The organism is Mucilaginibacter sp. CAU 1740, from assembly GCF_039839285.1.
Lineage (GTDB): Bacteria > Bacteroidota > Bacteroidia > Sphingobacteriales > Sphingobacteriaceae > Mucilaginibacter.
Genome location: NZ_JBDOQS010000011.1, coordinates 100232 through 114568, shown reverse-complemented (window position 1 = coordinate 114568; position 14337 = coordinate 100232). Strand labels below are relative to the sequence as shown.

General features: G+C 42.4%; 12 protein-coding genes. 5 read left to right on the top strand and 7 right to left on the bottom strand.

The window, feature by feature from the left end:
• Window positions 1-99 precede the first annotated feature (99 nt).
• A complete protein-coding gene (locus tag AAFN85_RS22330) occupies window positions 100-879 on the top strand; it encodes a polysaccharide deacetylase family protein (protein WP_347529882.1) in 780 nt (259 codons plus the stop codon).
• Here AAFN85_RS22330 and AAFN85_RS22325 read toward each other — a convergent pair whose 3' ends face one another.
• The gene (locus AAFN85_RS22325; protein WP_347529881.1) at window positions 880-1731 is read right to left on the bottom strand and encodes an alpha/beta hydrolase; all 852 of its coding nucleotides are present in this window, start codon (window positions 1729-1731) and stop codon (window positions 880-882) included. It lies immediately after the preceding gene.
• Between the two features lie 262 nt (window positions 1732-1993).
• Here AAFN85_RS22325 and AAFN85_RS22320 point away from each other — a divergent pair, with 262 nt between their 5' ends.
• Complete coding sequence (locus AAFN85_RS22320) at window positions 1994-2431, top strand: DoxX family protein (protein WP_347529880.1); 438 nt, start codon at window positions 1994-1996, stop codon at window positions 2429-2431.
• Window positions 2432-2600: 169 nt separating this feature from the next.
• On the opposite strand, the gene AAFN85_RS22315 is transcribed toward AAFN85_RS22320, so the two are convergent.
• The 3 genes from AAFN85_RS22315 to AAFN85_RS22305 are packed head-to-tail and all read right to left on the bottom strand — an operon-like array spanning window position 2601 to window position 6007.
• On the bottom strand, window positions 2601-2867 hold the full coding sequence (locus AAFN85_RS22315) for a UBP-type zinc finger domain-containing protein (RefSeq protein WP_347529879.1): 267 nt from the start codon (window positions 2865-2867) through the stop codon (window positions 2601-2603).
• Between the two features lie 6 nt (window positions 2868-2873).
• Window positions 2874-4535: an FAD-dependent oxidoreductase gene (locus AAFN85_RS22310; protein ID WP_347529878.1), complete on the bottom strand. Its 1662-nt coding sequence runs from the start codon at window positions 4533-4535 to the stop codon at window positions 2874-2876.
• 53 nt (window positions 4536-4588) lie between these two features.
• The gene (locus AAFN85_RS22305; protein WP_347529877.1) at window positions 4589-6007 is read right to left on the bottom strand and encodes an ATP-binding protein; all 1419 of its coding nucleotides are present in this window, start codon (window positions 6005-6007) and stop codon (window positions 4589-4591) included.
• Window positions 6008-6206: 199 nt separating this feature from the next.
• Here AAFN85_RS22305 and AAFN85_RS22300 point away from each other — a divergent pair, with 199 nt between their 5' ends.
• Complete coding sequence (locus AAFN85_RS22300; protein WP_347529876.1) at window positions 6207-7025, top strand: hypothetical protein; 819 nt, start codon at window positions 6207-6209, stop codon at window positions 7023-7025.
• 129 nt (window positions 7026-7154) lie between these two features.
• Here AAFN85_RS22300 and AAFN85_RS22295 read toward each other — a convergent pair whose 3' ends face one another.
• The 3 genes from AAFN85_RS22295 to AAFN85_RS22285 form a co-directional block, all read right to left on the bottom strand.
• Entirely contained in the window at window positions 7155-7979 is an 825-nt protein-coding gene (locus AAFN85_RS22295; protein WP_347529875.1) for a tetratricopeptide repeat protein, read from the bottom strand.
• 166 nt (window positions 7980-8145) lie between these two features.
• Window positions 8146-8898, bottom strand: a complete 753-nt coding sequence (locus AAFN85_RS22290) for a LytTR family DNA-binding domain-containing protein (protein ID WP_347529873.1) — start codon at window positions 8896-8898, stop codon at window positions 8146-8148.
• The gene (locus tag AAFN85_RS22285; RefSeq protein WP_347529872.1) at window positions 8895-9965 is read right to left on the bottom strand and encodes a histidine kinase; all 1071 of its coding nucleotides are present in this window, start codon (window positions 9963-9965) and stop codon (window positions 8895-8897) included. The genes AAFN85_RS22290 and AAFN85_RS22285 overlap by 4 nt, the downstream gene beginning before the upstream one ends.
• Window positions 9966-10250: 285 nt before the next feature.
• Between AAFN85_RS22285 and AAFN85_RS22280 the strand changes: the two genes are divergently transcribed.
• Together AAFN85_RS22280 and AAFN85_RS22275 are read left to right on the top strand one after the other, a co-directional pair.
• Window positions 10251-13103 (top strand): outer membrane beta-barrel protein, encoded by a 2853-nt coding sequence (locus AAFN85_RS22280; RefSeq protein WP_347529871.1) that lies wholly within the window; start codon window positions 10251-10253, stop codon window positions 13101-13103.
• Window positions 13104-13355: 252 nt separating this feature from the next.
• Entirely contained in the window at window positions 13356-14228 is an 873-nt protein-coding gene (locus AAFN85_RS22275; protein ID WP_347529869.1) for an AraC family transcriptional regulator, read from the top strand.
• Window positions 14229-14337: the final 109 nt, after the last annotated feature.

Genomic DNA, 14337 nt, shown 5'->3' with positions numbered 1-14337 from the left:
ACCTCAATGACATTTTTTAGGCATAGTTTTTTCAATCTAAATTCTAACTGATATCTATCAAATCTTCCTCATATATTAGCGATAACCAAACGACCTTTTATGAAAAGATTGATTTTCTTTTTATTAGCCATTATATCGCTCAATATTCAAGCCCAGCAGCCCAAACATAAAAAAGCCATCATCGTGCTAACCTACGATGATGGCATCAACTCCCAACTCAACATCGCTATACCTCAACTTGATTCTGCCCACCTTACCGGCACCTTCTTTTTAACAGGCGGAATGTCAGAATCAACAATCCTCCGCTGGCGGGAAGCAGCAAAAAAAGGCTACGAACTGGCAAATCATACTTTATATCATCCTTGCCTGCTTACCACGGTAAAAGCCAACTCTGCTAATAACTCGGGAGCTTATACGCCGTATATGATGCTGCGCGAGATCAACCAAATGAATACCCTTTTATATGCCCTTGATGGTAAAACAGGTACCCGAACTTATGCCTACCCATGCACCGAAGAAGAAGTTGGAGGCGTAAACTATGTAGATACCCTACGCAAAGCCGGCCTCGCCAAATATGCCCGCATCGGCGGCGGACCAGATGCCGTGATCACAGATTTTAAAAACCTCGATCCGCTCCGGGTACCTTCATTCGCGGTTACCGGCAACCCTGTAACCGGCGAAGCCCTGATAGCATTTGTAAAAAAGGTACAGCAAAGCGGCGGTATGGGTGTATTTATGTTTCATGGCGTAGGTGGCGATTATCTCATTACCCCAGCCGATGCACATCGCCAACTTTTAGCCTATTTAAAAGCACACCGCGATGAAATTGAGGTAACCACTTTTATGAAAGCCATGGATGAGGTAACAGCGGCTAAATAATTAAGCTATTAAAGCCAAAATATCTGCAATTAAGGCATCATCCTTAATGATCCGGTCATGGCCTCGGTTTTCATAGGCTTTGGTTTCTATTTCGGGATGCAGATCAATAAACGCCTTTAAATAGCCAACCGGCGCAACCTTATCCTCAGGATCAAAAGCCAGCCAATGGCGATGGATCAATTCAGTTGGATATACTTTATCCATTATAAAATCGGATGCCTTCATTTCAAACAGCTGCTCAAAATCGGCAAAGAATTTGGCTTGCACCTCCGGACTTACATCTGCCGCATTCAGGGTGGCGACGAAGTTTTCTCTTAAGTTGATCAACGGGGTAATGCTAATCAGCAACTCCGGTTCTATACTGGTATCCTTAATAGCCACAGCATTAGCCATTGCCCCTAACGAATGCCCTATCATCACATCGGGGACACCATAAGTTTTTATAATAGCTGTTGCCGCCTTGGCAAACAATATCAAATTAGATAATTCCCGGTCCGAGCTTCCGTTACCCGGTGCATCGAAAGCGATTATTTGAGTATTCGGAAGAGATTTAAGCGACGTAATGAGTTCAGAGAAATCGGCGGCTTTAGAACCCCAGCCATGTGTAACCAAAATCTTGCGGCTTCCCTCTCCCCAAATAAAACCATTAAACTTCAGGTTTGATTTTGCGAAGTGCAGATCATCAACCTCCAATGTAAACGCTTTCGCTTCATCAAGTAGTTGCTGTTGCTGCAGGCGCACAGGCATTTTGGGCGAGTAATAGATCAATTGCCATAGTAAGTTGATCAAGTCGGGCGTTTCAGTACCTTCAAGAGCTTTTACCTGGTTAAATATGGTTTTGAATTTCTTCATAATTGCAGAGAGAGAGTTTGTAACGGCAAATTAAAATAATAAACCTACAGAATATACCGATAAGTATTTTATTACAATATCCCGACTAAGAATTGAATCGCTAAAATGCTGATCTCCTTATCCGAAAGAAAAATTCCTCCGTGTTAAAACTTGTTTCATAACAAACTTGTTACTAAATTAGAAATACGCAACCCGGCCGCCTTGATCTCAACAAGCCCCGAGGCTGTCGGTAACCAATTATTTAACGAAAAAGGAGGGCTTTATGAATTTGGTTCATAAAATTGAAAACTGGGGAGATACGCATCACCCTAAAGTGCTGGACATTGTGCGCGTTGCACTCGGTATTTTTTTATTAGTGAAAGGTATCACCTTTATGGAAAACACATCTTATTTGCGTGGTATTATTACCGATCAAACGGTAGTAGATGTATCGCCAGATATGCTGATGGTTTTGGTTTACTATGTAGCCTTTGCCCATATGGTAGGAGGCATACTGATAGCAATGGGCATTTTAACCCGCTTAGGCTGTATTATCCAAATCCCGATACTTACAGGGGCTGTGTTTTTAACAAGCGTTTTCCGCGAACCTATTAACGCGATGGCGTGGCCTTCTATTACCGCTTTAGTGTTGCTGATTATTTTTACTGTTTTAGGTTCGGGGCCTTGGTCGTTGGATAAGTATTTGGCTTTTAAGAGTTAGGTGGAGTAAAATATATCTCCCAATATATACCAAAACGTCATTGCAATGTACGAAGCAATCCCAAACTATACAGGGCGGACCTGCTTATTGGGGATTGCTTCGTACCTCGCCAATGACGTCTTTTATTTAATTTATATCATTTTTTGATTTTGATTGACAATCAGCCTACTCAATACCCTTTCACCGCCTCATCCACATAACACCATAACCAGCGCTCGCCAGGCTCGGCCGATATTACTACCGGGTGGCCGGTAGCATGGAAATGCTTGGTCATATGTGTGTTCGGCGAACTATCGCAGCAAAGCGTAACACCACAGGTTTGGCAGGTACGCAGGTGTACCCAACTGCTGTGATGCTTTACACATTCTTCGCAAACGTAGTCTTTAGGTTCAACTATGCTTTCAACAGCTTCAAGGTGTGCGCAGGTTTCTTCCATGATTTTTTAAACTTCGGCCAGGTATTTATGTACAAAACTAATCGCCATTGAGCCCTCTCCTACTGCAGATGCTACGCGGTTCATTGCTCCTGCGCGTACATCGCCGGCGGCAAAAATGCCAGGACTGCTTGTTTCCAGCAGGAATGGATCGCGTTTAAGCTTCCATACTTTGTTGAAATTTTCGTAGCTGCGCAACTCGCGACCGGTTTCAATAAAGTCTTTGGCATTTTTAATTATGTCTAACTTCACCCAGTCGGTATATGGCTTAGCGCCTATAAAAATGTATAGCGCACTGGCTACTTTAACTTCGCTTTCTTTGGTTCTGCAGTTTTGGATGGTTAACTTTTCAAGGCAGTTAGTACCCTCTGCTTCTATAACCTCGGTATTAGGTAACACCACAATGTTTGGCGTTTCGGCAATTTGCGTAATCAAATAGGCCGACATGGTAGCCGTCAAATCATCCCTGCGGATAATGATGTGCACATTTTTGGCAAACTTTGATAAATACATTGCTGCCTGCCCGGCCGAGTTACCTCCGCCTATCACATACACCTCTTTACCTGTGCACGCCGAAGCTTCGGTTGTTGCGGCACCATAATAAATACCGGCACCAGTATAGTTTTCAACACCTTTTACTTCAAGCTTACGGTAATCAACACCAGTGGTGATCACTACTGTACGGCTGATAATTTCCGGACCATCATCCAAAACAATGGTTTTGTAGCCGTCTTTCAGTTTAATATCGCTAACCGATTGGGGCGATAAAAACTCAGCACCCAAACGCATGGCCTGGCTAATAGCACGACGAGTAAGGTCGGCACCGCTCAAACCGGCCGGGAATCCCAGATAGTTTTCAATGCGCGAACTCGTACCTGCTTGTCCACCCGGTGCTTTACGCTCTATCAATAAAGTTTTTAACCCTTCTGATGAACCATAAACCGCGGCAGCCAAACCAGCTGGCCCCGCACCGATGATTACTACATCGTAAACGTCGGTTAGTTCGGTTGGGTTTTTGCCCATTTTATCGGCAATCTGCCTGATGGTTGGCTTGTTAAGGCAAGTCCCATCCTCAAATATCACCATCGGCAAATCGTCTGTAGTGCGGTTGTTGATGGTTAATAAATTGGCCGAATCAATATTTTTTTCGATATCGAACCAACGGTATGGGATCAGGTTACCTGCTAAAAAATCTTTTATCTGGTGCGATTGCGGCGAAAACTGGTAACCTACCAATTTCATGCCCACAAACTCGGGAATATAATGGCTGTGCCAATCATCAAGCAGATCGTTTATTACCGGGTAAAGCTTTTCTTCTGGTGGGTTCCAGGGCTTCATCAGGTAGTAATCAAGTTGCACATCGTTGATGGCTTTGATGGCTGCGTCGGTATCAGAATATGCGGTTAGCAGTACGCGCTTTGCTTCGGGGAATATTTTTTTGGCTTTCTCCAAAAATTTAACACCCTCCATTTCGGGCATGCGCTGATCGCATAAAAATAAGGCCACCACTTCCGAGCTGTTTTTCAACTCGGCAAGGGTTTCATATGCTTCATTTGCCGATGTGGTACTCAGTATTTTGTATTCTTTGCCATACTGTGTTTTCAAATCGCGACTTATTGACCGCAGTACCTGCGGGTCATCATCTATAGAAAATATTATCGGACGGCTCATAGGGTAAATATGCAGGCAAATTAACTAATATTTTTGGTAAAAATCACCTTTTGCTAACCGTTTATCGGGAAGCAAACTATAAACTCGGTATGCCCGGGTCTTGATTTTACCTTGATCGATCCGCGGTGCTGCTTTACTATGCGGTGCACCACTTCCAGGCCCATACCTGTACCTTTGCCCATTTCTTTGGTGGTAAAAAAAGGATCGTAGATCTGGCTTATATTTTCTTCGGGAATGCCGGGCCCATCGTCAATAATGGTAACCTCAACAAACTCATTATCTTTTTTGGTGCGGATGGTAAGCGTACCTTTTTCGTTAACTTCCATGGCATCAAGGGCGTTATCCACAAGGTTAGTCCACACCTGGTTAAGTTCGCCAATAAGGGCTTTTACTTCGGGCAGGGTTTCGTCAAACTCTTCAACAACGGTGATATTTTCCTTCCTGATCTTGTAGCCTAACATGGTAAGCGTGTTGCGGATCCCTATATGGATATCTGCATATTGCTTATCCTGCGCCCTATCCATATGGGTAAAAGTTTTAACAGAGCTAACCAATTCGGCGATCCTGCGGGCCGACTCCTGGATATCCTCTATCATCTTCTCCCCCATCAGCTTACTGCTTATCCAACCCATAATAATAGGTACGGCATGCTTAGGCACGTTTTTCTTTAATGTTTCGAGGTTTTCAGTAGTGAAACTAAAATCAACAAAACTTTCAGCTATATCATAAGCGTCATCCACACCGTTTTCTTCCAGCCATTCGGTTATCTCATCCTCCAACTGGGTGCGCTGTTTAAGCGTAAGGCGGGTGTAGCACTCTTTTTTATTCAGAATTTTGAAAAGTTCGTTGGTTAGACCGTCAACCTGGTCATCAGTCGCCCTAATGGCAAACATATTTTTAAGGTGGGCCGGTACCATGCGCAGGTGTTTACGAAGCGACAACGAATCGCGAACAATGGCCGATGCCGGGTTGTTCAATTCGTGAGCCAAACCTGCTGATAGCTTACCTAAAGCCATCATCTTATCGTTTTGCTGCTGCATGGCTGTAAAATCGCGCACGCGGGTGGTCATGATGTGTACCAGGGCCTGGGTTATTTCAAAATGATCTTTGATCATTTCCATAATATCCTGTATCGGGTAGCTCAAAACAGTAAGTTCGCCAACAGCCTGGGCATAACCTTTGGCTATTAAACCGCGCGAATATGGCATATAGCCGGTAATACTTCCTTTTTCAACCAATACATATTCGCGGCGTGCTCCCTGCTGTAACATGAAGAAGCGCATATTACCTTCTAACACAAAATGCGGACCTGTAAGGTCTTCACCTGGCTGCATCAGGTATTCTCCGTCTTCAAACGTTAATACCTCGCATTTATCAATAAGCCATTGCAATTCACTATCGGGCACACCCGCCAAACCTTCAAACGATTTCAGGTCGGCAACTTCAACCTGTATTTCACTTACCTTTTGCATAATTTAAAAGTAGCGATTATTATTTAATGATGTAAAAATGAGACAAAAAATTGCAATAGGCTGAACGTGGGGCAATAGCGATTTGTTTCCAGGCCAAGCTGATTTATTGATTTGTGATGACGAATATAGATCTGTCAGTCATCCGCCCCCCTATCTTTATCGGCAAAAAATTATATATTCGTGATATTGTTAATTTTTTATGTACAAAAACCACCTTATCACCCTGCTCGCTTTATCTGCCTGTTTATTAGTAAATTTTGGTTGCAGCAAAAAAAATCAACCCGAGCCTACCATAGAAGTTTCTAATATGGTTAAAGCTATTTACAGGGGAGATGGAGATGCTTATTATACGCTTTCATATCACAATGTTAATCAGCTTACAGGTTTTTCATTCAAGGCCAGCTTAAATCAGCCCGATGAAACTTATAGCTATAGCGGGGAAAAATTAACCACCATAATCACCGATAAACAAAAGTCAACTATCAGCTATAATCCTTCCGGACAGGTAACAAAAATTGAAACAAGGGATGCTTCCAATAATCATCTCCAATCGTCGCGCGAGTACAGCTATAATCAAAACGGAAAGGTTAGCAGTATAGATAGATATCAAACCTCCGGACCGGGCTTTGAAACACCGGTTTTAGTAATGACCTATACTTATGCCTATGATGCATACGGATTGATAACCACTGTTACAGATCGCGATCGCCTAACCAATACCGACATTGGCAGATGGAACATAGACAGCTACACCCCAGCTATATACTTTCACCCAATGGTTATGGATAAGATAATATTTGGCGATGATTTTGACTTTGTTGTTATCAGTACTATGACCAAGTTACCGTTAAGCATATCTTATCAAAAAATAAACGGGACACCGCCTTATTTATCTGTTGATACTTACCAATATTCAACAACAAGCAGTAATATCACCAGCATCAAGATCAATTCAACAGTGATAGAAAACGGACCTGAAAAGAGATATGATTACGCGCCATTAGTGTTTAAATATTGATAATTAAGACACTAAAATCAATTATTGTATGCCCGGCGACTATATTTTCAATTCACCATTTTTTTTATCTGGCCCGGGATTTGAGGACTTTTCGGATAGGTATATTTACATCTTCATCCAAAGCTATTATCAATTACAATTTTGCTTTATAATTTCTTCGGCCCGTTTGTTGCCCATATCTAAAGCCTTTTTAAAGTCATTACAGGCGCCGTCATGATCATTCAAATCCAACTTTAAGGCGCCCAGGCTTAAATAGGTTTCGCTGTTATTAGGGTTTAGTTTCAACGATGTATTAAGATCCGCAGCTGCACCTTCATAATCTTTCAAAATAGTTTTTGATACTCCCCGGTATAGGTAAGCCTTATCAAAAGTGGGTTTCTGTTTTATCACTTCGGTGTAAGCGGCTATGGCGCCGGTAAAATCCTGCAACACGGCTTTGGTTATACCAATGTTAAAATATACATCAGAATTGCCCGGAATCAATTCGAGCGCGGTATTAAAATCCTTTAGCGCATCATTATAACGCTCCAACCTATTTTCGGCTCCGCCCCTGTTCAGGTATGCTTTAACTACTTTGGGGTTTAGCGCTATCGATTTATTATAATCGGCCAATGCACCTTCGTTATCGCCCAATATAAATTTTGAGTATCCGCGGTTATCGTAAGCATTTGCCGCATTGGGGTAGCCTTCAAGGTAAGTGCTATAATCAGTAATTGAACCTTTAATATCATTGAGATAGTAACTTGCCAGAGCACGAAAAAAGTAGGGTCTGTAATATTTAGGATTAACCATAATAGCCGAATCGTAAGCAAGGCGGGCACCTGCGTAATCTCGCACGATTTGTTTTCCCATCCCTTTTTGATAGTAGCTGTATGCTTTAAGTGTATCGGTTTGACCAAACGCTATTGAAGATATCAGCGTTGCAAATATGAATAAGGCAAAGGTTTTAAACATGCTATAAAGATACCCTTAAAGCAGCAAAATACAAGGAAATTAAATAAGCAGAAGAAAGGCTTCACAATCTAAAAAATCAAAAGCATCCCATCGATCTTTAAATCTCAAAAATCCAGCTCAAAAATCGGCATAATCAAAAATCAATCGATGTAATCCCAACAAAACCCTACGCCCACTTACTCAAAAACACTCCAAACGCCTCCTTATACTGATCGCCAACAGTAATATTAACCTTGCCTATTTGTAGCGCATTACGGGTGATAGAGTTTATTTTGTTGAGCGATACAATAAAAGAGCGATGCACTCGCATAAAACGTTTTGAAGGCAGTTTTTCTTCAAGGGCCTTCAGGCTGCTGAGTGAAAGCAGAGGTTTTTCTTTATCCTGCAGGTAGATCTTTACATAGTCCTTCAATCCCTCTATGTATAAAATATCGTTAAGGGCTATGCGTACTAATTGATATTCGATCTTCAAAAACAGGTATTCCTCCTCCTCTGGTTGAGGGGCTACAGTCGGGCTGTTATTTACCGGATTTTGCGATTTATCCAGCAATTCGGCGTAGCTCAGCGCTTTGTTGGCTGCGTGCAAAAACTCTTCATAATTGAAAGGCTTTAGCAGATAATCCAGGGCATCTACCCGGTAGCCTTCAATGGCAAATTGATTATACGCTGTGGTGAAAATAATGCGTGGCTTGTTTGCTCCGCGGCTATCTATCACCCTGGCCAGTTCAATGCCGTTAAGGTTGGGCATCTGGATATCCAGAAAAATGAGATCGATCTTTTGATCCTGCAAACCAACCAGCGCTTCAACAGCACTGCTGTATTTGCCCACCAGTTTTAAAAATGGTGTTTGCTCAATAAAAGCGCAAACCAGGCCAAGGGCCAATGGCTCATCATCAACGGCTATGCAGTTAAGTATCATTGCAGGTTAAGGGTTAAATGAACGGTGTAAGTATTTGTGGCGGCATCCTCGTTAATATCCAGTTTGTATTTGCCGGGATAAAGCAGATCTAACCGGCGGATGGTATTTGTTAGGCCGATGCCTTTATTCTCTTCGGTGGCCGCATTATCATCTTTATAAATGCCGTTTTGCACATGAAGTTCCAATTGATCGGCATGCTGATCGATATTGATCAGGATGGTGCTTGGCAAAACCGCGCTGATACCATGTTTAAAAGCGTTTTCAACAAAAGGCAACAGCAGCATGGGGGCAATAGCCACATCACTTAGCTGTGCAGGCGCGTTAAAAGTAACCGTTACCTTTTCAGTCAAGCGCAGTTCCATCAGGCTGATATAATCTTTAATAAAAGCAACTTCCTGGCTCAGCAAAGCAGTACCGTGCTGGGTATCATAAAGTACATAACGCATCATACGCGATAGCTGGTGCAGCGCTTTGCGCGATGTTTCAGCATTGATATAAGTAAGCGAATAAATGTTGTTAAGCGTATTGAAAAAGAAATGCGGATTGATCTGCGCTTTCAGGAAAGATAGTTCGGAGCTGATCTTTTCCTGTTCCAGATCGGCCCGGAGCTTGATATCTCCCTGCCACTTTTGTATAGCAGTAATACTGGTGCCAATACCTAAAACCAATGCTATAATAATGGTACCGAAAATATCCCAGCCGCCACGGCCTTTAGGTTTGGGAGTAGTATGCTTTTTATGAAATATGGCCTCCATGTGCTCATGCATATGCAGCACATCATCGGCCCATTGATTAAGCAATAAAAAAACAATGATCACGGCAACTACGGCCACCAGGTAAACACCGGTACGATCATGCAATAAAAATCGGGGAACAAGCACCTTGTTATTAAAGTAATAACCGGCCACAAGCAGAAAAAAGGTGATGGTTTGTTTGATCCAGAACTGGTACGGAAAATCAACATTCCAGGTTAGTGGCTGATAAAAAAACAGGAGTAAGCCAAACACCACCCATATCAAAATATGGATGAGTACGGTGATGGTATTACTTTTTGATTTGAGGCTCATTTAAACAGGTTTATAATGCAACGCTGAAACATAAATCTACACATATAATTCAGCAATATTACAAATGGTTAACCCTAACAGACAAGCCTAATCGCCGGGAAGCTAAAAATCACCGACGAGCGCCTTAAAACAATCTTTAAAACCATTAAGCAGGTTTAAGCCCGTACATCACCTTCATTTATAGGCAAAAAAGGGAATCCCGTCGATACATTATAGGTACCGGTCTATTCTGTTTTTTACACTAAAATTAATGCTATTGTTTTGTGGCTGTAAATAAACCGCACAATGAAATTTTTGTACATACTTATAGCCCTTGCTTTTTTAACATCCTTTAAAAGTAATGCCCAAACCGGCAGGCAGGTTAAGGGCATTGTTAAAGACTCAACAGGCTATCTCCTTGCTGGCACAAGCGTAAAAATGCTTACAGGTACCGACAGTACCACCGTAATTACCGGTGCCGATGGCAGCTTCGAGTTTAACAATGTAAAAGTTAACCAGTTTAGTTTGGTTTTTACATCGATAGGCTACCAGGCACTGAAACGCCGTTTTATTTTGCAGGCTGATAATAAACCAGCTACGTTACCCGTGGTTATCCTGAAAACAGAAACTACCATGCTTAACACCGTTGTTATTGCCGATGTAAATCCAGTAAAAATGAAGGAGGATACCATCGAATTTAATGCTGATGCCTATAAGGTACGTGATGGCGTCCCTGTTGAGGATGTGATCAAAAAACTACCGGGCATGGATGTGGATAAAGATGGTAACATAACCGCCCAGGGCAAAAGCGTAACTAAAGTGCGGGTAAATGGTAAAGATTTTTTTGGAGGAGATGTTAAAACAGCAACCAAAAACCTACCTGCCGAGATCATACAAAGCATCCAGGTGATTGATGATTACGGCGACCAGGCCAACCTAACCGGCATAAAAACCGGCGAACCCGAAAAAATACTGAACATCAATATTAAACAAAGTAAAAACTACGGCTATTTTGGGCAGGCCAGTTTAGGAGGCGGTAGGGATGCTATACCGGGCATCTCGAATGATAAAGAGAGCAACCGTTACGTAGCATCGGCCAATGTTTTCAGTTTTAGTGGCGACAGGCAACTGGCCTTTTTAGGTAACCTTAATAATACCAACACCAACCTGTTCAGCTTTGGCAGCGGCGGTCCCAGGGGCGGTGGTCCGGGTGGGCCTCCGGGAGGGAGCAGCAGTTCATCAAACGGTATTACCACGGCACGTTCATTCGGGTTTAACTATCGCGATAGCTGGGGTAAAAAAGTTACCGCTTATGGAAGCTATAGTTTTGCCGATAACTCGATAAATACCGTTAGCAGTACCATACAAAACAACATATCTACCACCAACCCAAGTACCAACACGCAAAGCAATACCCAGCAGGACGAAAAGCTGAACCATCGTGTTAATTTCAACATCGAAGTAAAACCCGATACGGTAAATTATCTGAAGATCACCCCTACCTTTGCCTACGCCAGTACCAATACCAACAGTGACGGGAGCAGCTTGCTCACCAGCAAACAACAAACGCTATCAAACTATTCATTCTCTACGCTCAGTAAATCAACCGAGCCAAACTATGGGGCCAATGTGCTTTTCAATCACAAGTTCAATACCCACGGCCGCAACTTTAGCGTAAATGTTGGCGCGGGTAGCTACAGCATCAACAAATACCAAAATCCGGTTTATACTTATATTGAAGGCGCAAGGAATGCTCCGCTGAGCCAGTTTATCAATACCGACAGCCGTACAGATAGTGTGGGTACCACCATTTCATACATGGAACCTATCAGCAAAAAAGGATACCTGGAGGCCAGCTACGCCTACCATTACGCCTATACCACCGCCGATAAAGCTACCGATACACTGGCTAACGATGGAACCACAAACAGGTACGATCTGCTGAGCAATAATTACAACTCAACTTTTATTACCCATCGTTTTGGATTGAACTATCGTTTTATCGATAAAAAATACAACTATTTGTTAGGTGTGGTAGCGCAGCCTACTATTTTAAACGGATCGTCGGTAGTGGATGGAACGCCGTTTAAAACCAATAACAATACATTTAACTGGGCACCTACTGCCAGGTTTATTTATAACTTTTCGCGTAACCAATCGTTCAGCGTAAACTATAACGGCAGCAGCATGCAGCCAACATATACCGAGCTGCAGCCAGTTACCGATTTCAGCAATGCCTCGTACCCCGTACAAGGTAACCCCGATCTGAAACCGGAGTTTAACAACACCCTTGCTTTAAAATATAACAAGTTCAATTTTGAAAGCGGCAACGTATTTTTCAGCAACTTATCGTTCACCAAAACCGATAATAAAATTGTTGCCAATACTATAACCTATCCACGCAACTACGAGCCTAACAGCAAGCTGGCCGGGAGTATTTTAACCCAATATTTAAATGCCGATGGTTACTATTCGGCGCAAGGCTTTTATGTATTTGGCAAACCCTGGGAAAAAAGAAAATATAATTTGTTCATGATCGGTAACGTTTCGTACAATAACAACGTCTCCTATATCAGCAACGTTGATTCAGTTACCTACAACATGACTACCGAGAAAAACATCGCCAAAAACCTGGTGCTATCACAAGGTGCGCGCTTCAGGGTAAGCATTACCGATGTTATTGATGCCGAGGCCAGCACTACTTATGCCATCAACACATCAAGCAATTCGATAAAACAAGCCAACATCAACAATAATTTCCAAACCCTCAACCTGGGCATTAACGGCAAAAGCTACTTTTTTAAAGATTGGACACTGAGCTACGATTATACTAAACAGCTTTACTACGGCTACACAGGGGCAACCAATCCTAATATATTGAACACTTATGTTGAGCGCCGATTTTTAAAAGGCAACGCGGGTACAGTTCGTTTTTCGGTAATGGATGTGTTTAATGAAAATACAGGTTATACCACTACACAAAACGGTAGTTATGTAACGCAAACCAACAGTAACCGTTTGGGGCGTTATTACCTGTTAACATTTACTTTAAAACTACAGAAGTTTGCCGGTAAAAGACCTAACACGGGTCCTGGCGGTATGGGTGGCCCTCCTCCGGGTGGCGGTCCGGGCGGTCCTCCTCCAGGCGGCGGTTTCTAAAACAATATTTAAAATCTTCCCGTCCCTGAGAAAGATGGTGAGTTCAGATCAGAAAGCATGATGATCTGAGATTTAGTTGATCAGTTATCGTAAGATAACAACAAGGCGTTCCGGGGTGAGATACGGAACGCCTATTTTATTTTAAGCAGATGAAGGCATCTGTGTTACTCCTGATTGTATTTTAATTATCACAATTAAGCTTTTTTTACAGTTTTTAATTACATTTAGCGCAATCATTGTAAATAAAACTGAATGAAGCCGCTTTTACTTAAAGTATCTGCCGATCCTGCGCATTCTTTTAGCGTACGGCACGATGTACAGCCCGACATTAATAACCGCTGGCATTGCCACCCGGAGCTGGAACTTATTTACTTTAATAAAGGCAGTGGCACACAGTTCATCGGCGATAGCATTAAACAGTTTGAGGCCGGAGACATGGTATTGGTGGGATCAAACCTGCCCCACTACTGGCGTTTTGATGATGTGTATTTTGGCGATGGCGGCGAAACCCAGCCCACAGATACCATTGTAGTGCATTTTAATGAAAACTTTTGGGGCGATCAGTTTTTGCAACTACCTGAAAATAAGATGATCAAAGTATTGCTTGAGCGCTCCAAACGGGGCTTGCAAATTACCGGTAAAACCAAGGAAGCGTTAACCGGCATCCTCACCACGATGCTAAAAACCGATGGTGCCGAGCGGATCATTATGCTACTCAGGGCATTAAATACACTGGCAGGCTCATCACTCAACTTTTTAACTTCGATAGGTTTTAAGTACGATCACAATGAATCGGAAAGCGACAGGCTCAACAATATCTACGAGTACTCGATGCGCAACTTCCGCAAAAAGATCTATCTTGAAGAGATTGCCGATATAGCCGGGGTAAGTGCCAATTCTTTTTGCAGATACTTTAAATCAAAAACCCGCAAAACTTATTCGCAGTTTGTTATTGAGATAAAGGTGGGTTACGCGTGTAAGCTACTAATCGAGAACAAGCTTAATATTAAGCAGCTGTGCTATGATAGCGGCTTTAATAACTTCTCTACCTTTCATAAGCATTTTAAGCAGGTTACCGGGAAGAGCCCTTTGATGTATCAGAAGGAGTTTACTAAGAAGAATTGAACCTTGATTTTTTTGATTTTGTCCGAACTCGAATTTTATGGAATTTAACGAATTAACAGAATGCTAAGCAAATTCAATAAATTTCAATAATTCCCCCAAATTCGAGTTC